General features: G+C 60.2%; 22 protein-coding genes and 1 pseudogene. 11 read left to right on the top strand and 12 right to left on the bottom strand.

Translation table 11 applies throughout. The features are described 5' to 3' along the window. Positions 1-143 precede the first annotated feature (143 nt). Positions 144-527 (bottom strand): PaaI family thioesterase, encoded by a 384-nt coding sequence (locus tag J3P89_RS27000; protein ID WP_434654137.1) that lies wholly within the window; start codon positions 525-527, stop codon positions 144-146. Next, the gene (locus J3P89_RS26995; RefSeq protein WP_434696193.1) at positions 527-2,851 is read right to left on the bottom strand and encodes a Tex family protein; all 2,325 of its coding nucleotides are present in this window, start codon (positions 2,849-2,851) and stop codon (positions 527-529) included. Before J3P89_RS26995 ends, J3P89_RS27000 begins: the two co-directional genes overlap by 1 nt. Positions 2,852-3,204: 353 nt before the next feature. On the opposite strand from J3P89_RS26995, the gene ompR reads away from it, so the two are divergent. Together ompR and J3P89_RS26985 are read left to right on the top strand one after the other, a co-directional pair. Further along, positions 3,205-3,945: an osmolarity response regulator transcription factor OmpR gene (gene ompR, locus J3P89_RS26990; RefSeq protein ID WP_039592639.1), complete on the top strand. Its 741-nt coding sequence runs from the start codon at positions 3,205-3,207 to the stop codon at positions 3,943-3,945. Positions 3,946-4,055: 110 nt separating this feature from the next. Next, positions 4,056-5,369: an ATP-binding protein gene (locus tag J3P89_RS26985; protein ID WP_434570347.1), complete on the top strand. Its 1,314-nt coding sequence runs from the start codon at positions 4,056-4,058 to the stop codon at positions 5,367-5,369. 84 nt (positions 5,370-5,453) lie between these two features. Here the strand turns inward: J3P89_RS26985 and rimK are convergent, their stop codons facing one another. Then, positions 5,454-6,359: a 30S ribosomal protein S6--L-glutamate ligase gene (gene rimK, locus J3P89_RS26980; RefSeq protein WP_003196697.1), complete on the bottom strand. Its 906-nt coding sequence runs from the start codon at positions 6,357-6,359 to the stop codon at positions 5,454-5,456. Next, positions 6,356-6,820, bottom strand: a complete 465-nt coding sequence (locus J3P89_RS26975; RefSeq protein WP_434698062.1) for an ATP-dependent zinc protease family protein — start codon at positions 6,818-6,820, stop codon at positions 6,356-6,358. Before J3P89_RS26975 ends, rimK begins: the two co-directional genes overlap by 4 nt. 253 nt (positions 6,821-7,073) lie before the next feature. Between J3P89_RS26975 and J3P89_RS26970 the strand changes: the two genes are divergently transcribed. The 3 genes from J3P89_RS26970 to J3P89_RS26960 all read left to right on the top strand — a co-directional run bounded on the left by J3P89_RS26970 (position 7,074) and on the right by J3P89_RS26960 (position 10,343). Then, positions 7,074-7,478 (top strand): RNA-binding S4 domain-containing protein, encoded by a 405-nt coding sequence (locus J3P89_RS26970; RefSeq protein WP_434570345.1) that lies wholly within the window; start codon positions 7,074-7,076, stop codon positions 7,476-7,478. A 239-nt stretch (positions 7,479-7,717) separates the two neighbouring features. Further along, positions 7,718-8,620: an Hsp33 family molecular chaperone HslO gene (gene hslO / locus J3P89_RS26965; protein WP_434654132.1), complete on the top strand. Its 903-nt coding sequence runs from the start codon at positions 7,718-7,720 to the stop codon at positions 8,618-8,620. 178 nt (positions 8,621-8,798) lie between these two features. Then, positions 8,799-10,343, top strand: a complete 1,545-nt coding sequence (locus tag J3P89_RS26960; protein ID WP_092253286.1) for a phosphoenolpyruvate carboxykinase — start codon at positions 8,799-8,801, stop codon at positions 10,341-10,343. 56 nt (positions 10,344-10,399) lie between these two features. Here the strand turns inward: J3P89_RS26960 and J3P89_RS26955 are convergent. The 3 genes and pseudogenes from J3P89_RS26955 to J3P89_RS26945 form a co-directional block, all read right to left on the bottom strand. Further along, positions 10,400-11,671, bottom strand: a pseudogene (locus J3P89_RS26955) (type II toxin-antitoxin system HipA family toxin). Further along, the gene (locus J3P89_RS26950) at positions 11,668-12,162 is read right to left on the bottom strand and encodes a helix-turn-helix domain-containing protein (RefSeq protein ID WP_434696192.1); all 495 of its coding nucleotides are present in this window, start codon (positions 12,160-12,162) and stop codon (positions 11,668-11,670) included. Before J3P89_RS26950 ends, J3P89_RS26955 begins: the two are co-directional and overlap by 4 nt. A 174-nt stretch (positions 12,163-12,336) precedes the next feature. After that, positions 12,337-12,699, bottom strand: coding sequence for a DUF1493 family protein (locus J3P89_RS26945; RefSeq protein ID WP_434696191.1), 363 nt, complete (start codon positions 12,697-12,699; stop codon positions 12,337-12,339). Between the two features lie 178 nt (positions 12,700-12,877). On the opposite strand from J3P89_RS26945, the gene J3P89_RS26940 reads away from it, so the two are divergent. The 5 genes from J3P89_RS26940 (at position 12,878) to J3P89_RS26920 (ending at position 16,462) form a co-directional block, all read left to right on the top strand. Next, entirely contained in the window at positions 12,878-14,113 is a 1,236-nt protein-coding gene (locus J3P89_RS26940) for a colicin E3/pyocin S6 family cytotoxin (protein WP_434696190.1), read from the top strand. 8 nt (positions 14,114-14,121) lie between these two features. Then, positions 14,122-14,373 (top strand): colicin E3-like toxin immunity protein, encoded by a 252-nt coding sequence (locus tag J3P89_RS26935; protein WP_434696189.1) that lies wholly within the window; start codon positions 14,122-14,124, stop codon positions 14,371-14,373. A 44-nt stretch (positions 14,374-14,417) separates the two neighbouring features. Then, positions 14,418-14,645: a hypothetical protein gene (locus J3P89_RS26930; protein ID WP_434696188.1), complete on the top strand. Its 228-nt coding sequence runs from the start codon at positions 14,418-14,420 to the stop codon at positions 14,643-14,645. A 122-nt stretch (positions 14,646-14,767) separates the two neighbouring features. After that, complete coding sequence (locus tag J3P89_RS26925) at positions 14,768-15,994, top strand: 3-hydroxyacyl-CoA dehydrogenase NAD-binding domain-containing protein (protein WP_434696187.1); 1,227 nt, start codon at positions 14,768-14,770, stop codon at positions 15,992-15,994. Positions 15,995-16,042: 48 nt separating this feature from the next. Next, the gene (locus tag J3P89_RS26920) at positions 16,043-16,462 is read left to right on the top strand and encodes an acyl-CoA thioesterase (RefSeq protein WP_434696186.1); all 420 of its coding nucleotides are present in this window, start codon (positions 16,043-16,045) and stop codon (positions 16,460-16,462) included. An 83-nt stretch (positions 16,463-16,545) separates the two neighbouring features. On the opposite strand, the gene J3P89_RS26915 is transcribed toward J3P89_RS26920, so the two are convergent. The 4 genes from J3P89_RS26915 to J3P89_RS26900 all read right to left on the bottom strand — a co-directional run bounded on the left by J3P89_RS26915 (position 16,546) and on the right by J3P89_RS26900 (position 21,430). Then, on the bottom strand, positions 16,546-17,028 hold the full coding sequence (locus J3P89_RS26915) for a glycine zipper domain-containing protein (RefSeq protein ID WP_305497521.1): 483 nt from the start codon (positions 17,026-17,028) through the stop codon (positions 16,546-16,548). A 239-nt stretch (positions 17,029-17,267) separates the two neighbouring features. After that, complete coding sequence (locus tag J3P89_RS26910; RefSeq protein ID WP_434696185.1) at positions 17,268-19,616, bottom strand: FdhF/YdeP family oxidoreductase; 2,349 nt, start codon at positions 19,614-19,616, stop codon at positions 17,268-17,270. After that, positions 19,613-20,452: a formate dehydrogenase accessory sulfurtransferase FdhD gene (fdhD, locus tag J3P89_RS26905; protein WP_305497519.1), complete on the bottom strand. Its 840-nt coding sequence runs from the start codon at positions 20,450-20,452 to the stop codon at positions 19,613-19,615. The genes J3P89_RS26910 and fdhD overlap by 4 nt, the downstream gene beginning before the upstream one ends. Positions 20,453-20,545: 93 nt before the next feature. Continuing rightward, entirely contained in the window at positions 20,546-21,430 is an 885-nt protein-coding gene (locus J3P89_RS26900) for a LysR family transcriptional regulator (protein ID WP_305497518.1), read from the bottom strand. Between the two features lie 135 nt (positions 21,431-21,565). On the opposite strand from J3P89_RS26900, the gene lysM reads away from it, so the two are divergent. After that, positions 21,566-22,006: a peptidoglycan-binding protein LysM gene (gene lysM / locus J3P89_RS26895; protein ID WP_434696184.1), complete on the top strand. Its 441-nt coding sequence runs from the start codon at positions 21,566-21,568 to the stop codon at positions 22,004-22,006. A 108-nt stretch (positions 22,007-22,114) separates the two neighbouring features. Here lysM and yrfG read toward each other — a convergent pair whose 3' ends face one another. Then, positions 22,115-22,777 (bottom strand): GMP/IMP nucleotidase, encoded by a 663-nt coding sequence (gene yrfG, locus J3P89_RS26890; protein ID WP_305497516.1) that lies wholly within the window; start codon positions 22,775-22,777, stop codon positions 22,115-22,117. Positions 22,778-22,830: the final 53 nt, after the last annotated feature.

The following is a 22,830-nucleotide window of genomic DNA, read 5'->3' as shown; positions in this document are numbered from 1 at the left end:
GAGCGAGCTTGCTCGCGATGGCGGCATGTCAGTCAACTTTGTATTGACTGGTCCACCGCTATCGCGAGCAAGCTCGCTCCCACAAATGGGATTTCGACAGCGCATTCGTGGAAGTGAAATTAACTCAAATCGATGACAGCGAGCTATAGGACAGCGAACGTGCCTTGCGCTTTTGCGACCAGCTTGTCGCCCTGCATCACCTCGGCCTCGACCACCAGCGTGCGCCGGCCCGGGTGGATGACCCGGGCGGTGCACAGCACTTCGCCGTCGGACACGGCGCGAATGTAGTTGATCTTGCACTCGATGGTTGCGCTCTGCTGGTCGAAGCCATGGACGCTGGAGCAGGCCAGCCCCATGGCAATGTCCACCAGGCTGAACAGCGCCCCGCCGTGCAGCTTGCCACCGCGGTTGCGCAACGCCGGCTCCAGACCCAGGGCGACTTGCGCCACCCCGTCCCCGAGGCTCTGCAGACGGCAGCCGAGCAGCTTGAAAAACGCGCTCTCCACCAACCCGGCCGGCGCCTCCATCAGCGTTTCTTCAGCTGCTTGGCGTTGGCGAACAGCGAGGCCATGGCGTTATTCGCCGGGGCCGCGGTGGCAGTTTCCTTACGCGGCGCGGTGTTCTGCGACTGGCGTGGCGCGGCGCCTGGACGGGCACCGCGGGCGCCGTCGATTTTCTCGCCCGGCGTGTCGCTCATGCGCATCGACAGCCCCACGCGTTTACGCGGGATGTCGACTTCCATGACCTTTACTTTCACCACATCACCGGCCTTCACGGCTTCGCGCGGGTCCTTGATGAATTTCTCCGACAAGGCCGAAATATGCACCAGGCCGTCCTGGTGCACGCCGATGTCGACGAACGCGCCGAAGTTGGTGACGTTGGTCACCACGCCTTCGAGGATCATGCCCGGTTGCAGGTCCTTGAGGTCTTCGACGCCTTCCTGGAATTCAGCGGTCTTGAACTCCGGACGTGGGTCGCGGCCCGGTTTCTCCAGCTCTTGGAGGATGTCGGTCACGGTGGGCAGGCCGAAGGTTTCGTCAGTGAATTTCTTCGGGTCCAGGCGCTTGAGAAACGCCGCGTCGCCGATCAGCGAGCGAATGTCGCGGTCGGTTTGGGCGGCGATGCGTTGCACCAGTGGATAGGCTTCCGGGTGAACTGCCGAGGAGTCGAGCGGGTTGTCACCATTCATGACGCGCAGGAAGCCGGCGGCCTGTTCGAAGGTTTTTTCGCCCAGGCGCGGGACTTTTTTCAACGCGGCGCGGGTCTTGAACGCGCCGTGTTCGTCGCGGTGGGTGACGATGTTCTGCGCCAGCGTGGCGTTCAGGCCGGAGATGCGCGCCAGCAATGCTACCGAAGCGGTGTTCACGTCCACGCCCACGGCGTTCACGCAATCCTCCACCACGGCGTCCAGGCCACGGGCCAGCTTCAATTGCGACACGTCATGCTGGTACTGGCCGACACCGATGGATTTCGGGTCGATCTTCACCAGTTCCGCCAGTGGGTCCTGCAGGCGACGGGCGATGGACACCGCGCCACGGATCGACACGTCCAGGTCCGGGAATTCCTTCGAGGCCAGTTCCGACGCCGAATAAACCGAAGCGCCGGCCTCGGAGACCATGACCTTGGTCATTTTCATGGCCGGGTATTTCTTGATCAGTTCGGCGGCCAACTTGTCGGTCTCACGGCTGGCGGTGCCGTTGCCGATGGCGATCAGGTCGACCGAGTGCTTGGCGCACAGGGCGGCAAGGATAGCGATGGTCTGGTCCCACTTGTTATGCGGCACATGCGGGTAGACCGTGGCGTGGTCCAGCAGCTTGCCGGTGGAATCGACCACGGCCACCTTGCAGCCAGTGCGCAGGCCCGGGTCCAGGCCCAGCGTGGCACGCGGCCCGGCCGGTGCGGCCAGCAGCAGGTCGTGCAGGTTGTGGGCGAACACGTTGATCGCCTCGGTCTCGGCGTTGTCGCGCAGTTCGCCCAGCAGGTCGGTTTCCAGGTGGGTGTAGAGCTTGACCTTCCAGGTCCAGCGCACCACTTCGGCCAGCCACTTGTCGGCGGCGCGGTTCTGGTTCTGGATGCCGAACTGCTGGCCGATCATGCCTTCGCACGGGTGCATGGTGCCGGGCAATTCTTCGCCGACTTTCAGCGATGAGCTGAGGATGCCTTCGTTGCGACCGCGGAAAATCGCCAGCGCCCGGTGCGACGGTACGCTCTTGAGGGGCTCGTCGTGTTCGAAGTAATCGCGGAACTTGGCGCCTTCCTCTTCTTTGCCGGCGATGACGCGAGCACTCAGGATCGCCTCCTGCTTGAGGTAGTTGCGCAGTTTTTCCAGCAGGTTCGCGTCTTCGGCGAAGCGCTCCATGAGGATGTACTTGGCGCCTTCCAGCGCAGCCTTGATCTCCGCCACGCCTTTTTCGGCATCGACGAAGCGCGCGGCTTCGGCTTCCGGCGCCAACGTGGGGTCGTTGAACAAGCCGTCGGCCAGTTCGCCGAGGCCGGCTTCCAGGGCAATCTGGCCCTTGGTGCGGCGTTTCTGCTTGTAGGGCAGGTACAAGTCTTCCAGGCGGGTCTTGGTATCGGCCAGCTTGATGTCGCGTTCCAGTTGCGGCGTCAGCTTGCCCTGCTCCTGGATGCTCGCCAGGATGCTGATGCGCCGTTCGTCGAGTTCTCGCAGGTAGCGCAGGCGCTCTTCCAGATGACGCAGCTGGGTGTCATCGAGGCTGCCGGTCACTTCCTTCCGGTAACGGGCGATGAAAGGCACCGTGGAGCCTTCATCGAGTAGCGCGACGGCCGCTTCGACCTGTTGCGGGCGTACGCCGAGTTCCTCGGCGATGCGGCTGTTGATGCTGTCCATAAAACCACCTGACAAATTGTGAAATCAGGCCCGCCGCCACAGTAACAGGGCGCGGCGAGGCTGGTTGAGCGGCCTGGCTTGCGTCGCTGCCGGGGGCAGGGGACGACCAGTGACCCGCTGAATTCAAAAAGTGCTGCCTGGCCAGGGAGAACGGTGCGCCGGTATAACGATCCGGCATCCCCTGGCGCAATAGGCCGCGCATTATAACCAGCGTTCCGCTGTTCGGGGGGGGGCGTGACCTGCGGGATGGATGGGTGAGCTACTGAAGATAGAGGAAAAATCTGCTAACAATGCACTCGGTGCGTATAACGGCAGCTAAGCCATAATGCGCGCCAAGATCAAAGGAGCTTCCTATGAGCAGCACCGCACAAACTGCTGAAGGCGAAAAAATTCTGATTGTTGACGACGATCCGGGGCTGAGCAGCCTGCTGGAGCGCTTTTTCGTCAGCAAGGGCTATCGCGCCCGCACCGTACCGAACACCGAGCAAATGGACCGGCTGCTGGCCCGTGAGGTTTTCAACCTCGTGGTCCTCGACCTGATGCTGCCTGGCGAGGACGGCTTGACGGCCTGTCGCCGCCTGCGAGGCGCCAACAACCAGATCCCGATCATCATGCTCACCGCCAAGGGCGATGAACTGAGTCGTATCAAGGGCCTGGAGCTGGGCGCCGACGATTACCTGGCGAAGCCGTTCAACCCGGATGAGCTGATGGCCCGGGTCAAGGCTGTCCTGCGTCGCCAGTCGGCGCCGGTGCCGGGCGCACCGGGCAGCGAAGACGAGAGCGTGACCTTCGGCGACTATGAACTGTCGCTGGCCACCCGGGAGCTCAAGCGCGGCGATGAGATCCACATGCTCACCACTGGCGAGTTCGCCGTGCTCAAGGCCCTGGTGATGAACGCCCGCCAGCCGCTGACCCGGGACAAGCTGATGAACCTGGCCCGTGGCCGCGAATGGGATGCGCTGGAGCGCTCCATCGACGTGCAGATTTCCCGTTTGCGCCGGATGATCGAACCCGATCCTTCCAAGCCGCGTTATATCCAGACGGTCTGGGGCGTTGGCTACGTGTTCGTGCCGGATGGCGCTGCCGGCAAGTGATCGGCGATTTGTAGGAGCGCGCAGCCTGGCGGGTGAAAATCTTTCCAGGCGACTCGCGGTCCGTCATTGTGCGAGCATCGCTCGCTCCTGCAAGTATGTAGCGGTTACTCATGAAGACCCCCGTCTGGTTCCCCCAGAGCTTTTTCTCCCGCACCCTCTGGCTGGTGCTGATCGTCGTGCTGTTTTCCAAGGCGCTGACGCTGGTTTACCTGCTGATGAACGAAGACGTGCTGGTGGACCGCCAATACAGTCACGGCGTTGCCTTGACCCTGCGCGCCTATTGGGCAGCGGACGAAACCAATCGAGTCAAAATCGCCGAGGCGGCGACTTTGATCCGGGTGGTCGGCGCCGGTGTGCCTGAAGGTGAGCAGCATTGGCCATACAGCGAGATCTACCAGCGGCAGATGCAGGCCGAACTGGGCGCCGATACCGAAGTGCGGCTGCGCATGCATTCGCCGCCGGCCTTGTGGGTGCGTGCCCCGAGCCTTGGCGATGGGTGGCTGAAGGTTCCGCTGTACCCCCATCCGCTGCGCGGCCAGAAAATCTGGAACGTGCTGGGCTGGTTCCTGGCGATCGGCCTGTTGTCGACGGCTTCGGCGTGGATTTTCGTCAGCCAGCTCAACCAGCCACTCAAGCGCCTGGTCTATGCAGCCCGGCAACTGGGCCAAGGCCGCAGCGTGCGGTTGCCCGTCAGCGATACGCCCAGCGAGATGACCGAGGTGTACCGCGCCTTCAACCAGATGGCCGAGGATGTCGAGCAGGCCGGACGCGAACGTGAGCTGATGCTCGCCGGCGTCTCCCATGACCTGCGCACGCCGCTGACACGGTTGCGGCTGTCGCTGGAACTGATGGGCGAGCACACCGACCTGACCGACGAAATGGTCCGCGATATCGAAGACATGGACGCGATTCTCGATCAGTTCCTGGCGTTCATTCGCGACGGTCGTGACGAATCGGTAGAGGAGGTGGACCTCAGCGAGCTGGTACGGGAGGTGGCTGCGCCCTACAACCAGAACGAAGAGAAGGTCCACTTGCGCCTGGAGCCCATCCAGCCGTTTCCGCTACGTCGCGTGTCGATGAAGCGCCTGTTGAACAACCTGATCGGTAACGCCCTCAACCATGCCGGCACGGGCGTTGAAGTCGCCGCCTATGTTTCCGGCGACACCAGTGCGCCTTATGTCGTCCTGAGCGTCATGGACCGCGGCGCCGGCATTGACCCAGCGGAGCTGGAAGCCATTTTCAACCCGTTCACCCGCGGTGATCGGGCTCGGGGAGGGAAGGGCACCGGGCTGGGCCTGGCCATCGTCAAGCGCATCGCCTCGATGCATGGCGGCAACGTCGAACTGCGCAATCGAGCTGGCGGCGGGCTGGAGGCTCGGGTGCGGTTGCCGTTGGGCTTGATGCTGCCGCGGGATGCGGTATAGAAGCAGCTACGAGTTATAAGCTACAAGCTGCAAGCTGAAGCAGTTCGGCTTACAGCTTGCAGCTTGAGGCTCGCAGCTGCTTTTTTAGCCTTTGCCCTTGGTCCGTGTCATGTTCGGCCCGCCATTTTTTTCCAGGTGTTCGATGATGATCCCCGCCACGTTCTTGCTGGTGGTGGTCTCGATTCCTTCCAGGCCTGGCGAAGAATTGACCTCCATCACCAGCGGTCCGTGATTGGAGCGCAGGATATCCACGCCGGCCACCGCCAATCCCATGACCTTGGCCGCGCGCAGGGCTGTCATGCGTTCTTCCGGGGTGATCTTGATCAAGCTCGCGCTGCCGCCGCGATGCAGGTTGGAGCGAAACTCACCGGGTTTGGCCTGGCGTTTCATCGAGGCGATCACTTTATCGCCGACTACGAAGCAACGAATGTCCGCGCCACCGGCTTCCTTGATGTATTCCTGGACCATGATGTTCTGCTTGAGGCCCATGAACGCCTCGATCACCGATTCCGCCGCGGTTGCGGTCTCGCACAGCACGACACCGATCCCCTGGGTGCCCTCAAGCACCTTGATCACCAGCGGCGCGCCGTTAACCATCGCGATCAGGTCGGGGATGTCATCGGGAGAGTGGGCGAAACCGGTTACCGGCAAGCCGATGCCGCGTCGGGAGAGCAATTGCAATGAGCGCAGCTTGTCTCGGGAGCGAGCGATAGCGACAGACTCATTGAGCGGGAACACCCCCATCATTTCGAACTGGCGCAGCACTGCGCAGCCATAAAAAGTCACCGATGCGCCGATACGCGGGATCACCGCATCAAAGCCTTCCAGCGGTTTGCCGCGGTAGTGGATCTGCGGCTTGTGGCTGGCGATGTTCATGTAGGCGCGCAGAGTATCGATCACCACCATTTCATGGCCACGTTCGGTCCCTGCTTCAACAAGGCGACGAGTGGAATACAGGCGCGGATTGCGCGACAGCACAGCGATCTTCATGCAACACCTGTGGCAGAGGTAGTGGACACCGGAAATACCGGTTTGTCTTGAACGTATTTGATGCCTGGATTGACGACCAGCTGGCCGTCGATCAAGGCTTTGGAACCCAACAACAGGCGATACCGCATGGATTTACGACAGGCAAGGGTGAACTCCACCCGCCAGAACCGATCACCCAGCGCCAGCGTGGTGCTGATCACGTAGCGGACCTGGGCGTGGCCGTTGGAGCTCTTGATGGTCTTGCGCGCCACCAGCGGGGCTTCGCAGCGGCGGTGGCGCAGTTGCACCACCGTCCCCAGGTGTGCGGTGAAACGCACCCACTTCTCGCCATCGCGCTCGAATGGCTCGATATCGGTGGCGTGCAGGCTGGAGGTGCTGGCGCCGGTGTCGATTTTTGCCCGCAGGCCTGCGACTCCCAGATCCGGGAGCGCCACCCATTCGCGCAGACCGACGACGGTCAGATGGTCAAAAGTCTTCAATAAAAACAACCTGAAATTGGCGCATCGGATAGCGGGCCCCGCAATCGCGGTATTCACGCAGAATAATCACAAAATGGCGACAGTTATCTACGTACTTGTTTACAGGTGTAACCGATACCGGCGCATGCCAATGCAAGCGAGCGGTTCGGCGGGCATTCTATCCGTCGGAGCGGATTCGTGCGCCCGACAAAAACGGTAGTACAGTTCTGGCTATTGGTTGAAAAGAGGAATTGCAGTGACACAAAAAAGCGAAGAGGACGACAAGGTCCGTCTCGATAAATGGTTGTGGGCAGCGCGATTCTATAAGACCCGTGCCCTGGCCAAGGCCGCCATCGAAAGCGGCAAGGTTCACCATCGCGGTGAACGTTGCAAGCCTGGCAAAGAGCCACGTATCGGCGACGAATACGTCATTCGCGCCGGGTTCGATGAAAAAACCGTGGTGGTCGAAGCCCTGTCGATTGTGCGGCGTGGCGCGCCAGAAGCGCAGACACTCTATCGCGAGACCGACGCCAGCATCGCCAAGCGCGAAGCTGCGGCCGCACAACGCAAGGCCGGGGCCCTGGGCGTCAGCACCGATGGCAAGCCGAGCAAGAAGCAGCGTCGCGACCTGTTCAGGTTTCATGGCAGCAATAGCGAATAAACCATCGGCGCACCTAGCCCGTGGCGAGGGAGCTTGCTCCCGCTCGGTTGCGCAGCGACCGTCAGATTTTGGGGCCGCTGCGCAGCCCAGCGGGAGCAAGCTCCCTCGCCACGATGTGCCAGGCCTGCAAGTCCAGATGAGCCCTTCCGGTCAGGCAAACCCTCACCTTGCTTGGAACCCACCCGGAATGCCCATAAAATGCCCGTCATCATTTGTCATCACCGCAGATACCAGACCCTATGACTGATTTACCGGATACCGACTACACCCAGCGTTTCATCTTCGATGACAGCGACGCCCGTGGCGAGCTGGTGGCGTTGGAGCGTAGCTATGCCGAAGTCCTTGCCAAGCACCCCTATCCGGAGCCGGTCGCGCAACTGCTTGGCGAACTGATGGCGGCGGCGGCATTGCTGGTGGGCACCTTGAAGTTCGATGGCTTGCTGATTCTCCAGGCGCGCTCCGACGGTCCGGTCCCCTTGCTGATGATCGAATGCTCCAGCGAGCGCGAGATTCGTGGCCTGGCCCGGTACCACGCCGAGCAGATCGGCGCCGACGCGACGCTGGCCGACATGATGCCCAACGGCGTGCTGGCCCTGACGGTCGATCCGAGTCATGGCCAGCGTTATCAGGGCATTGTCGATCTTGACGGCGCGACGCTGGCCGAATGCTTCACCAATTACTTCGTCATGTCCCAGCAGACCAACACCCGCTTCTGGCTGTACGCCGACGGGCGGCGCGCCCGTGGCCTGCTGTTGCAACAATTGCCCGCCGATCGCATTCGCGATTCGGAAGAGCGTGACGCCAGCTGGCAGCACGTCACCGCTCTGGCCAGCACCTTGAGCGCCGACGAGTTGCTGGGCCTGGACAACGAAACCATTCTGCATCGTCTCTACCACGAAGAGCAGGTGCGCCTGTTCGAGGGTCAGCCGTTGCGCTTCCAATGCAGTTGCTCCCGTGAACGATCCGGCAATGCGCTGGTCAGTCTGGGTCTGGAAGATGCGCAGCAACTGGTGATCGAGCATGGCGGCGCCATCGAGGTCGATTGCCAGTTTTGCAATGAGCGCTACCTGTTCGACGCGGCGGACATCGCACAATTGTTCGCCGGTGCGGGTGTCGACACACCGTCAGATACTCGTCACTAAAACGGTTCAGCGCAGGTAAATCTCCTGGCAAACGCCGGATTTACGCCGTACTGACGGGAGGGCCCTACTCTTTTTGGGCTTTTCTGGCATAATCCGGCCCACTTTTTTCGGGTAGTAGTGCGCGACTTCCTACTACAAAACGTTTGGAGCACTCGGCCACGGGCCGACGGGGAATCTCATGACGCAAGCCAATAACGCCGTGTACACCGATCTGAGTGTCGATGATCTGGTCAAAGAAGCCCTGAATCGCGGTGAAGGCGAGCTTGCCGATACTGGCGCGCTGGTTGTTCGTACCGGTCATCGTACCGGTCGCTCGCCAGTCGACCGTTTCATCGTGGAAGAGCCGACTACCCAGGACGCCATCGCCTGGGGCCCGATCAACCGCAAGTTCCCGGCCGACAAGTTCGACGCCCTGTGGAACCGCGTCGAGGCCTACCTGGGTGAGCGCGAGCGTTTTGTTTCCCACGTGCATGTAGGTTCCGATCCTGCGCACTACCTGCCGGTCAAGATGACCACCGAGACGGCCTGGCACAACCTGTTCGGTCGTTGCCTGTTCATCAATCCCGAGCAGTACAACGCCGGCGGCAAGGACGAGTGGCAGATCCTCAACGCGCCGAACTTCGTCTGCGAGCCTGAGCGCGACGGCACCAATTCCGACGGCACCGTGATCATCAACTTTGCTGCCAAGAAAGTGCTGATCGCTGGCATGCGCTACGCCGGCGAAATGAAAAAAGCCCTGTTCTCCGTGCAGAACTTCTTGCTCCCAGCAGTCGACGTGCTGCCGATGCACTGCGCCGCCAACATGGGCGAAGAAGGCGACGTGACCTTGTTCTTCGGTCTGTCGGGCACTGGCAAGACCACCCTGTCCGCCGACGAAAGCCGTTACCTGATCGGTGACGACGAGCACGGCTGGGGCGTGGGTGTGGTCTTCAACATCGAAGGCGGTTGCTATGCCAAGTGCATTGACCTGTCCGAGAAGAACGAGCCGGTCATCTGGAAAGCCATCCAGCACGGCGCCGTCCTGGAAAACGTGGTCCTGGACCCGGTCACCAAGAAAGCCGACTACGCCGACGACAGCCTGACCCAGAACAGCCGCGCCGCCTATCCGCGTGAGCTGATCGAAAAACGCGCGCCGAAAAACCTCGGTGGCGAGCCAAACGCCGTGATCTTCCTGACTTGCGACCTGACCGGCGTGCTGCCACCGGTGTCGATCCTCAGCGAAGAACAAGCCGCCTACCACTTCCTGTCCGGCTACACCGCACTGGTGGGTTCGACCGAAATGGGCTCGGGCAGCGGCATCAAGTCGACCTTCTCCACCTGCTTCGGCGCGCCGTTCTTCCCGCGCCCGGCCGGTGAATATGCAGAGCTGCTGATCAAGCGTATCCGTGGTTTCGGCTCCAAGGTCTACCTGGTCAACACCGGCTGGACCGGCGGCGGCTACGGCGTCGGCAAGCGCTTCAACATCCCGACCACCCGTGCGGTGATCGCGGCGATCCAGAGCGGCGCGCTGATCGGTGCTGAAACCGAACACCTGGATATCATCAACCTGGACGTGCCGCTGGCTGTCCCAGGCGTCGAAACCGGCCTGCTGAACCCGCGCAATACCTGGGCCGACAAGGCTGCCTACGACGAAGCCGCCAAGGCACTGGCCGGTCTGTTCATCGAGAACTTCAAGAAGTTCGACGTGAGCGATGCGATCAAGGCGGCGGGTCCGCAGCTGTAAGGCTTGGTGATTGAATGAAAAAGCCGCCCTTTGAGGGCGGTTTTTTTTGTGGGTCACTATCGGTTCGAAAGTCGAAATGCGGGCGCCATATGCTCCTGTTCTCGCCTCGATAGTCCTAACGCTCCCGCCAGTACGGGCCATTGACTGATCACTTCCTGAAACTGAGCAATTATTTCCAGCGCTGCGGTTTGAGTGACCCTGAAGTATGCCGCTACCTCCAGGGCGAGCTCCAGATCCAAGGCGCTGTCTGCATCAGTTATGTTCAGCTTCAATCCGTCGGCATACGGTACTGGGTTCATATCGTAGGCAGCCGACAAACGCCATCCCCGACCAGGATCAAGGATAAAACCGTGGTTGCGCAGATGATCGTCGACGTTGGAAACCAGGATATTGAACACTATCCGAGACCATAGCTCACGTAGATCCGCCTTTGCTTGCGAGCCATGTTGTATCAGCACCTCCGCCAGTTCCAGATAGCTGGCGCCAGTCGAAGCATCATCGCCATCCACCCTGTCGGTCATGGTCATGGCTGAGGCAAAGTGGAGGCGGCCGCCTCGTTCTGTGCGGTCGAACCGCTTGACCCTGAAACAGTGATGCTCGCTCGCATAGCGCTGGGCTACACCTGTAGCGACCCGCAGGCCGCAACGATTGGCCAGGGCGTTCACAACCATTTCCCAGCCGCCCACGTCATGTTCATCGCGAACACTGGGGAATTTGGCTATCCAGAGCTGACCCTGTTCATCCGCGATGCTAGCCTTAGGCCTGGCTCCCCCGAGAGAGCCTCCAGGTGCGATCAGCATTTTCAGCCACTCTCGGCCATCGAGGGCTGTGTTGTCGGGGTCGTTTTCCAAAGCCAGACTTGCCTGCTCCAAACCGCGCAGCTCCACTAGCGGAGGAGCCGCGACTCCATCACGGTCGTCGAGAAAGTTGCCTTCATCATTGAGCTTGTAGCGAATCGCTCCTACCCGATAAAGATCGTGAACGCCCAAAAGAAAATCGGACTCGTATAATTTGCTGCCTCTGGGGGCCAGTTCGTCCCGAATGTCTCGCTCCAGCCGTCGCTTCATCAGCATTTGCCCCCAGCGATCTGGACTGGAATCAGCGAACATGCCAAAGCGGGTCTGGTGCTGACCTGGAAACTGACGACCTTCAAAATGCCGCACACGAGGGTCTAGGGTGATGGAATTCAGTGCTGGATCGGACAGCGCCGCTGCGTCGTATTCAAACTCGAATACATCGGTGAAGCGAGTCTTCCTCGAATGCAGGAAGCCGAGGCGTCTCGGTCCCCCTAGCGACTCCCAATCCGCTTACACAGCAATCAAGGTCATTTTTGATCCTTCTCAGGCTTGTTATTTTTCGTCGTCAGCAAGCTGGATAGAGAGTGGGTGTTGAATGGAAAATCGGCAGGAATATGTGGAGTTTGGCCGTCGTTTTCGATCACATTGGTATCGGTTCCCTGGACTGCTGGGGATCTTTTCAAGGGACGAGCTCTGCGAACGCGTAAACCTTTTTGGGGGCCTGTGGCTGATGGCGAAAGCAGCTGAGCGTCTTGCAACTGCCTTCCGAAGTCATCGACCGCTGCGAGTTTATTCAGATCCTTTTCCAGGCCTAATACCTGCATCACTGACAGATAGGCGCCGATGGTCACGCCCGCTCCACCCGATTCCAGAGATCGCAAGGTCGTCAGGGACATGCCGGCTCTTTCCGCGACTTGCTTGGCCGTCAGCTTGCGGCGTAAACGAGCAAGCTTCAGCCTCTCGCCAAAGGTAGATAGCAGCTTGGATGTGGCAGGTAAGAGTGGTGCCGTCTTCTTGGCCATATGCCAATATTCCATCATCTGAGATTGATAGCAGGCAGAATATTAGCACTTAACCGAAGGGGCGACGCCTCTGACAGCGTCAGAGGTTTACGATGATCGTGATCGGGCCGCAAAAGGATTCTGCCATTATTCCAAACGAAATAGACTGAAACGGCCAGAATAATGGCACTTAAATCAGGTTGGTGAATCCGCTTCCAGCTCCCGAGTATCCCATCGTTGCGCCTTGACTGCCTTGTAGAGCATGCCGATGGTCAGCGGCAGCTTGTCTCCCCGGCCCTTGGCCCTGCGTTTTTGAAACAGATCAAAGCCTTCCGGTTGGAAGTAACGATAGGCGTCGTAGTCGACAAGGTCGATGACGAACCGCTCCTCCAGCGCTTCCATCAGGTGCCGGGCATCCGCGTCATCGCAGCCCAGATCGAAATTGACCGCAGTGTCCAGGCGAATGGTCTTGCGTTCCGGCAGGCCGAGTTCTTCGTGGAGTAATTCCATGAGCTGACGCATGGCGAGGTCGTCGGGAAAGTCTGGGGCGAAATGCATGTTGGAGAGTCCGAAGGACAGGTGAGGAGGGCGCGTCTGACCGGAAAGTTTAGTGCATTAAAAAAGAGAAAGATCCCACGGCGGTTTCGGAAACGTCCTGTACGCGCTGCTTTTTGCTGCCGGGTAAGGTTCGTCGCGCCCTGTCAGTGAGGCAGCGACGAGCGAACAAGGACGAAGCATGACGAAAGGAAAAGCCGGTGTCCCGCAGGTCTGGGAGCTCCGCGGTGGCGACCGAGGCTACAGGGTCCTACGGGACATGACCTCTGCCGAACTGGCTAAAAGAGACGCCGACCTCAAGGCTTACAAAGACATGCTCGCCCGGCAGGAAGCGTATATGAGCCAACGCCAGGCCCAGGTACGTGAAAGGAAAGTACCGGACATCAAGGGCTGCGTGTTTGCCAAGTCCTGCGAACTGCCCGATGCGATCATCGACTACCACAATCCAACCGGCTATATCCCGACGGAACTGCTGAGTGCTTATGGCGCATTCACGCTGTTGGGCGGCCGTGAGGTTAACGAGTCAGGCTGCGTACCGCTGGAAAAAATCAGCGGCACGCTACCGGCGAGCATTGGCACGTTGGCACTGGGTGGGACGGCGCTGGCTTCGTTGAGTGCCGGCGCGGCGGTCACTGCGCCGTTGGCGGCGGGTGCGCTGGCGGGGTTGGTGGGGCTGCTGATGCCTTCGAACCTGGCGGACGGTTCTTTGTATACCGAAGAGCAGCTGCGCTCCCTTGAGCAGGCGCGCACCCGGGTTCGGTTGCATGTCGAAACCCAGGCCGACGGGACGCTTAAAGGGTATGGCTATAACACCCAGTCAAGGCGCGACTGGGAAATGATTCCGGTGGTGACGTTCCAGCTTCGTGGTGATCAGCAAGTGGCGGATTTTGGCGATGGGGTCGAGTTGATCTGGACGCCGGCCATCGACCCTTCCGCAGCGCTGGGAATCCCCGCGCTGGAAGCCGCGCCACAGGCACCGCGCATCTGGATCTTCCCACCGACGCCCATGGCAGACAGCATTATTGTCAACCCGATTTATCCGCCCGAGTTCAAGGATTTCATTCTTGTGTTTCCGGTGGGGGCTGGGATTTCGCCGTTATATATCGTTTTTAGTGTTCGGCGAAAAGGGTTACTGGAGGCGGCCCATGACTACCATCAGGCGCCCAAGACAGATGCTATAACCGGTTTTGTTGGTTTGATTGAGGCTAAAGCAAAGACCCCGCGTCAGGGCGGTGGCGGGCTGCGGGAGCGCTGGATCGATGCTAAAGGCAGGAAAGTCTACGAATGGGACTCCAGGCACGCTGAGTTAGAGGTGTATCGCGCTAGCGACGGTAGCCACCTTGGTTCTTTTGATCACGTTACAGGCGAGCAAAAGAAGCAACCAAATCCGGAACGTAACATAAAGAAATTTTTGTGAGGGGTGACATGGGGCTAAAAATAAGGCTGCGGTGGTTTGATAAAGCATCTGAACTATTGATAGGGAAGGAGTATTCAAAAGATTTTGCTGACGATTCGTCGGTTATGGAGGATCTTGATATTCCTTTGGAAAAAAACATCAACAACGGAAACTTTGATGTGAATGCCGATTGGGTTGAAATCCTCCAGCCACATTTTCGACATGCCCTGGACCTGTCGAAGTATGACTATCAAATATCTTTCGATTATCAGAACGCTTGATGGCCTCTGACCAAACAGGTGGTTAAAACGAGGGAGGCAGAATCGTGAGTTTTGCTGTGTTGGGATTTTATCCGGACAAGGACGAATTGGTAATTGAGCAGAGCATCAGCCTGTCGGTAGAGGACTTGGCTCCCGTGATGGAATGGAAGAGCAACATCGATCATATCGGCGCGGATTTCAGGCTTTCAACGAAACAAATTATAGAAATCGAGCGCTTGGCGTCGCTGGCTTTACGTGAAGATCTTGATATGTACCTGACATCAGACGGATAACCCGCACACCTGTGAGCTGCATCCATCCGCTGAATGCCCAGCATCACACGAATAAATTTCAAAAAAATCCGCCGCCTGACTAAGGTGAACGCTGTCTTTGGATCACCAACAAGAGAGCAGACATGAGCCAGACATCCTTTGATATCCAGCGCGCCGCGGTGGTCGGGGCGGGCACCATGGGGCGAGGCATCGTGATGTGCCTGGCCAATGCCGGCGTTACGGTGCAGTGGGTCGACAATAATCCGCAAATGCTTGAGCAGGCGCTGGCGGCGGTGGCCGACACCTATGCCCACAACGTGCGCCAGGGACGCATTGACCAAGGTGAAGCCGATGCGCGCATCGCCCGAATAGCTCGGGCGGACGACTACGCGGCAATCCGCAACGTGGATCTGGTCATCGAAGCGGTCTACGAGAACCTTGAACTCAAGCAGAAGATCTTTCGCGAGCTGGACGGCATGCTCAAGCCCGAAGCGATCCTGGCAAGCAACACCTCGGCGCTGGACATCGATGCGATTGCCGCCGCCACGCGCAGGCCGGCTCAAGTGCTGGGCCTGCATTTCTTCAGCCCGGCGCATATCATGAAATTGCTCGAAATCGTTCGTGGCGCGCAAACCTCCCGGCCGGCGCTGGATGCCGCCCTGGCGCTGGGCAAACGCATGGGCAAGGTGAGCGTGGTTTCGGGCAATTGCCACGGGTTTATTGGCAACCGGATGCTTCATCCCTATGTGCTGGAGGCGCGCAAGATGCTGCTGGAGGGAGCGTTTCCCCATCAGGTCGATGCCGCGCTGCAGGGTTTCGGCTTTGCCATGGGGCCGTTCCGCATGTATGACGTGGTTGGGATCGACCTGGAATGGCGCGCGCGCGAGCTGGTGGGTAAAGGTCAGGATGCGCCCGAAGTGCAAGTGGACAACCGCCTGTGCGAGATGGGGCGGTTCGGCCAGAAGAGTGGTAACGGGTACTACCACTATGAGCCGGGCAGCCGCCAGGCTGAGCAGGATGTCGAGGTCGACGCGCTGGTGCTGCGGGTCAGTGAGGAGCTGGGGTTTCAGCGCCGCGAAATAGCTGCCGAGGAGATTCTGGAGCGCTGCTTGCTGGCATTGGTCAACGAAGGTGCGAAGATCCTCCAGGAGGGCATTGCCGAGTCTTCCCGCGACATCGACCTGGTTTATCTCAATGGCTATGGCTTCCCGGCGGACAAGGGCGGTCCGATGGCCTGGGCGGATCAGCAGGGCCTCGAAGACATCCACGCACGGTTGCTGGAGCTCGAGACGAAGCAGGGGGACCAATGGAAGCCTGCCCGTCTGATTGGCGAGCTGGCTGCGCAAGGCAAGAGCTTCTCGCAGCGGTAGTATCTGCACCCTGCACAACGCCTCAGATAGCCTGACCAAGGACAAGTGATGCCCCAACGCGCCGAGTATCTGCATTTCCAGCCAGTGACCACACGCTGGCATGACAACGATGTGTACGGTCACGTCAATAACGTCACCTACTACAGCTTTTTCGATACAGCGGTGAATACCTATCTGATCGAGACCGGCGGCCTGGATATCCATGATGGGGAGGTGGTGGGCTTCGTCGTGAGTTCAGCCTGCGATTATTTTGCCTCGATCGCTTTCCCGGACCGGGTCGAAATCGGCCTGCGAGTCGGGAAACTGGGCAACAGTTCGGTGCAATATGAGCTGGCGGTGTTCAAGGCGGGCGAGGACGAGGCCTGTGCGGCGGGGCGTTTCGTGCATGTGTTCGTAGACCGGACGTCGAATCGGCCAGTGGCGATTCCCGATCGGCTACGCGGGGCGCTGGAGCGGTTGGTGGCCTGAAAACGAAAATCGCAGCCTTCGGTCAGTCTCTGCGAGAAGGGCCGAAGGCTGCGATCATTCAACGGTCTGGATCAAGCCAGCCGTCAATCGTCGTGATAGCGATGTTTGTGCTTATGCTTGCGATGGCCGTAGGCATGGCCGCGACCCGGGTGGCCGTCACGGTAGTAGCGGCGATCACCACGGCGACCTTCATAACGGTCGTCATCGTCGTCCTTGCCCATGTAGTTACCCAATGCGCCACCGGCGCCACCGCCCGCTGCGGCACCGATCAGGCTACCCGTGCTGCCGCCCACGCTGCGGCCAACCACGTTGCCGCCGGCTGCGCCCAGCGCGCCGCCGATAGCCGCTTCGCCGCGGCTGCGTTTATCGGCACCGACCGCACTGCCACCTGCGCCGCCCAGGGCCGCGCCGATAGTGGAACCGGTGTTGCCGCCCAGGGACTGGCCGACGACCGAACCCAAAACCCCGCCCAATGCGCCGCCTACACCTGCTTCGGCGGTACCGCCGGCAGATGCGACGCCACTGATCAGGCCAAGGGACAACAAGAGAATGGAGGAGAACTTCATAGAGGAGCCTCAAAGGGATGACGGCGCGATCCTGAGGCTGGCTTCGCTTGGTTACAATCGAAATCCGACGAGTAACACGACTTGTGCACAATTCTCTAAGTTACTGTTTTTTGGGCGGAACTTAACGTTATTTCGCAGGTCTTTAGCTACTTCGGACAGGCCGTTTTTTTTGGAAAACGGCCTTTTTTGTGTCCGTTGGAAAAGTGCCCGAGGGGCCAGAATCACCCCTCGGAACTGCTTCAGGCCGACTTGGCCATGATCAATCCGTTCTCGCTTGCGGCTTCCAGGCGGATAGCCACGAACTTCGAGGTCGGGGTGTGGCTGCCGTCGCCGGTGCTTTCCAGCGGCACCAGCGGGTTCACTTCAGGGTAATAGGCGGCAGCCTGTCCGGCCGGGATATCAAAGGCCAACAGGGTAAAGCCCTTGACCCGGCGCTCGCGGCCGTCATCCCAGAGCGAGACGATGTCTGCCTTCTGCCCTGGCTTGAAGCCCAGGCGGATGATGTCCGCTTCGTTGACGAACAACACGTCACGTTGGCCCTTCACGCCACGATAGCGATCATCGAGGCCATAGATCGTGGTGTTGTACTGGTCATGCGAGCGCATGGATTGCAGGATCAGGTCCGGCAATTGGCCTGTAGCCCGGGTGCGTTCGTGGATCAGGTCGGTCGGCAACAGGTTGGGCTTGAAGTTGGCGCGGCCCGAAGGCGTGTTCCAGCGACGTGCCCCTGCGCTGTTACCCAAGTAGAAACCGCCGGGGTTCTTGAGTTTTTCGTTGAAGTCCTTGAAGCCAGGGATGGTCTCGGCGATCAGGTCGCGGATGCGGCTGTAATCGGCCACCAGCCAGTTCCAATCCACCGGGCGGCTGCCCAGGGTGGCGGCGGCGATGCCGGCAATGATCCACGGCTCGGAGCGCATCTGGTCCGACAGTGGCTGCAATTGGCCGTTCGAAGCGTGGACCATGCTGAAGGAGTCCTCCACCGTCACCGCCTGCGGGCCATCGGCTTGCAGGTCAATGTCAGTCCGGCCCAGGCAGGGCAGGATCAACGCTTCCTTGCCATGGGCCAGGTGGCTGCGGTTGAGCTTGGTGCTGATCTGTACCGTCAGGTCGCAATTGCCCAGCGCCTGGAAGGTCCGGTGGCTGTCCGGCGTAGCCTGGGCGAAGTTGCCGCCCAGGGCGATGAACACCTTGGCCCGGCCCTCGGCCATGGCGTGGATCGCCTCGACCACGTTGTGGCCGTTTTCACGCGGTACCTTGAACTGGAAGCGCCGTTCCAGAGCGTCGAGGAATGCAACGGGCGGGCGCTCGTTGATTCCCATGGTCCGGTCGCCTTGCACGTTACTGTGGCCACGCACCGGGCACAGGCCGGCGCCTGGCTTGCCAATGTTGCCGCGCAGCATCATCAGGTTGGCGATTTCCTGGATCGTCGCCACCGAATGGCGGTGCTGGGTGATACCCATCGCCCAGCACATGATCACGTTCTTGGCCTTGGCGTACATGCGCGCCGCTTGTTCGATTTCGGCGAGCGTCAACCCGGATTGCTCGGCGATCTGCTCCCAAGGGGTGTCGTCGACCACCGCCAGGTAATCCAGGACGTTGGCGCTGTGCTCGTTGAGGAACGCATGATCGAATACCGCAGGGGCGCCGCTGTTCTGCGCGTCACGTTCCCATTGCAGCAGGAACTTCGCCATGCCCCGCAGAACGGCCATGTCGCCGCCCAGAGCTGGGCGGAAATACGCGGTGTTGGTGGGTTTGTCGCCGTTGGTGAGCATTTCCAGCGGGTGTTGCGGATGTTGGAAGCGCTCCAGGCCACGCTCTTTCAGCGGGTTGATACACACCACTTGGGCGCCGCGCTTCACGGCTTCGCGCAGAGGTTCGAGCATCCGCGGGTGGTTGGTGCCGGGGTTCTGGCCCCAGACGAAAATCGCGTCGGCATGCTCGAAGTCGTCAAAGGTTACCGTGCCCTTGCCCACCCCGACACTTTGGGACAGGGCCACGCCGCTGGCCTCATGGCACATGTTCGAGCAGTCAGGGAAATTGTTGGTGCCATAGGCGCGCACGAATAGCTGGTATAGATATGCCGCTTCGTTGCTCGCGCGACCCGAGGTATAGAATTCGGCCTGGCTCGGGCTGGAAAGCCCTTGCAAGTGTTTGCCGATCATCGCGAACGCGGCTTCCCAACTGATGGGCTTGTAGCGGTCGGTTTGCGCGTCGTAACTCATAGGCTCCGTCAGGCGGCCCTGGTATTCGAGCCAGTAGTCGCTCTGCTCCAGCAACGACGTCACGCTGTGCTTGGCGAAAAAAGCCGCGTCGACACGACGCTTGGTCGCTTCCCAGTTCACCGCCTTGGCGCCGTTCTCGCAGAACTTGACCATGCCGCTTTCCGGCGAGTCACCCCAGGCGCAGCCAGGGCAGTCGAAACCGCCGTTCTGGTTGGTCTTGAGCATCATGCGAATGTTTTTCAGCGCGTTATCGCTGGTCAGCCAGGCCTGGGCGACGCTGATCAGCGCGCCCCAACCACCGGCCGGGCCCTTGTAAGGCTTGTAGCGCGGTGTGGGTTTCTGGTTGGCTTGTTGATGATTGCTCACGCTTGATTCTCCATCGCAGGGCTGTAGACCCGCGGCGCACTTTTTTGCGGCAGGTGGATGAGGTTGAGGTTGTGTTGGCGAGCCCACTGCACGGCGAGGCCCGTGGGCGACGACAGGCTGACCAGCGTCTGGATGCCCGCACGCAATACTTTTTGAATCAATTCGAGGCTGCAGCGGCTGGTGACGATCGCCAGGCCCCCGGCTATCGGGATCTGCTGCCGGATCAGCGCACCGATCAATTTGTCGAGGGCGTTGTGGCGACCGATGTCTTCGCGGCCCAGCAGCAGTTCACCCTGGTCATTCATGAACAGCGCCGCGTGTACCGCGCCGCAGTGCTGGCCCAGGGGTTGGAACTGGCCGATGCGCTGGCGCAGGCCGTCAAGCCATTGCGCCGGTGGCAGCGGTGCGCCCGGCAGCATCTTGAGGTTGGGCAGCGCCTGCTCCACCGCCTCCACCCCGCACAGCCCGCAACCGCTGGTGCCGGCCAGTTGCCGGCGTTGTTGCTTGAGGTTCCAGAAGGCGCGGTTGGCAATGGTGACCTGGGCATATTGCGCGGAACCGGCTCCGCTCAGTTGCAGGTCATAGATATCCGCCGGGTCTTCGATGATGCCGCTGCCGAGGCTGAAGCCGACGATAAAATCTTCCAGGTCAGTGGGCGTGACCAACATTACCGCTTGGCTGATGCCGTTATAGGCAATCGCCAACGCCACTTCCTCGGCCAGCGCGGCGCTGTCCGATTGCGAGTGGTCCAGGTTGCAGTAGCGATAGCTCTGGCTGGCGGCTGGCTTGGAGGCTTCCAAGGCAGGCGCAGGACAGACCGGAGGCTTGTCGTTCATGGGCATCACTGAGAGTAGGAATAGTCCTAAGACTAAATGCGGCAATCTGCCACGTCTAATCGCTATTACTGATCCTTCAATAGATGACGTCGATCAAGGAATGGTTACTGATTGCTGATAAAGGGCGAAACAAGCCTCCGCCAATGCCGAGCGTGGGGCACCGCGCCGCATGATCAGCCCCAGCGGGACCAGCGTCTGGGCGCTGTCGATGGGCTGGATTCGCAGGTCTTCGGTGAGCTTCAGCCCGCTTTCCAGCGGTACCACGGCGCAACACAGTCCGCCGTGCACAGCTTGTAACAATTGGTGCACCGCGTCGGTTTGCAGCAGCGGTTGGGGTGTCAGCCCCCGGCTGTGGAAGTGATGGTCGATGGATTGGCGAAAATGCATGCCGCTGGTGAGCATGCCCAGGGGCAGCTCCACCAGCGCTTCCCAGCTCAGCGGTTCTTCGCCAAAAAAGAAAAACCGTTGGTCGTATAGCAGGCCCATGCGGGTATGGGCGAAGGGCAGGGCTTCAAAACGCTCGTTGTCCAGACGTTCCAGGTAGGAAATGCCCAGGTCGATCCGGTTGTTCGCCAATTGTTCGAGAATGCGTTCGGAGCTCAGGGACGACAATTCGAAACGCAGGCTGGGATGGTCGGTGTGCAGGCGCTGCATCATCGCCAGCGGGTCGAAATCCGACAGCGGAACCACGCCCAGGCGCAGCGTGCCCACCAGGTTGCCGCGACAGGCCGCCGCTTCGGCCTGTAGTCCGTCGTAGGCCGCCAACACCGTGCGCGCCCAGGCCAGCACCCGTTCGCCCGGTGCGGTAAAACCCTCGAAGCGCTGGCCGCGATTGACCAGTGGCAAACCCAGCTCCTCCTCCAGGCTGCGCAGGCGCATCGACAAAGTGGGCTGGGTGATGTGACAGCGGGCGGCAGCCTGGCCGAAGTGGCGGGTTTCTTCGAGCGCGATAAGAAATTTCAGCTGCTTGATGTCCATCTTCGCTCCTGGGCGCGGGAAGATTCGGATTCTAGCGCCTTGACGGTGGCGAGGTCATTGGTCGGCTGGGAAACGGGGTCGGTTGGCTTGGTCTAGTCTTTTGCGTCTGGACATTCAAACCAAGGAGCATGTGCCATGAGTATTTTTAGTTTTGTGAAGGAAGCGGGGGAAAAGCTTATCGATCTGCTGACCCCAGGTAATGCCAATGCCAGTGAGCAATTGAAAGAGCACATCAGCAAAGTCGGGCTGGGTAATCCGAATGTACAGGCGACTGTTGAGGGCGACAAAGTCACCGTTACGGGTGAAGTCGCAAGCCAGGAAGAGAAAGAAAAAATCTTGCTGGCTGTTGGCAACATCGAAGGTGTCGGTAGCGTTGACGACCAGATCACCGTGACGGGGCCGGTGGCAAAGGCTGCGCGTTTCGTGACAGTGAAGAAGGGCGATACGCTCAGCGCCATATCCAAGGCCGAGTATGGCGACGCGAACCAGTACAACAAGATTTTTGAAGCCAACAAGCCGATGCTGTCGCACCCGGACAAGATATATCCGGGGCAGGTATTGCGTATCCCTGAATAGGATTTGAGCTCGGCGGTGTCCTTAATCGCGAGCAGGCTCGCTCCCACAGAGATTACTGGTTCGCCGCGAGCCAAGGTGGGAGCCTGCTCGCGATGAGGACGGTGCGGTTCAAAGCCCGGCAATCAAATCCCGATAATCTCTGACGGCATCGAACTCCCCCGTATCCTTCGGCCCCTTGCGACTGTCCGGCTCGCTGACCGCCAGCAAATGTGCGATGCCAAAATCCCGGGCGCTGCGCAATACCGGCAGGGTATCGTCGATGAACAGGCTGCGGGCCGGGTCGAAGTCCAGGTCGGCTTGCAGTGCGTCCCAGAATTGCGGGCTTTCCTTGGGAAAGCCGTAGTCGTGGGAGCTGATCAAACGCTCGAAATACGGAGCCAGTTCGATGCGTTCCAGCTTCAGGGACAACGAGTCGCGGTGGGCGTTGGTGATCATCACGACCCGTTTGCCGGCCTGCTGGATGGCTGCCAGAAACGTATCGGCGTCCGGGCGCAGGGCGATCAGGTGGGCGGTTTCCAGCTTCAGTTCGCGCACCGGCAGCTTCAGCTCGGCACTCCAGAAATCCAGGCAGTACCACTGCAACTGGCCGGCGTTGCGCTCGAACAGCGGCTGCAGTTCCATCTCCGCCATGGCCCGGCTGACACCATGCAGTTCGGCATAGCGCTGGGGCAGGTGCTCCAGCCAGAAGTGATTGTCGTAATGCAGGTCCAGCAGGGTGCCGTCCATGTCCAGCAGAACCGTATCGATCTCGTGCCAGGGCAACAACGCCATAAAAACTTCTCCAGCGGTAATCAGATATCCGACGCAAACAATCAGGATAGGCC

The sequence above is a fragment of the Pseudomonas sp. Z1-14 genome, assembly GCF_051132005.1.
Taxonomy (GTDB): Bacteria; Pseudomonadota; Gammaproteobacteria; order Pseudomonadales; family Pseudomonadaceae; genus Aquipseudomonas.
The sequence above is the reverse complement of the archived record's forward strand: the minus strand, read 5'-3'. Positions and strand labels throughout refer to the sequence as shown.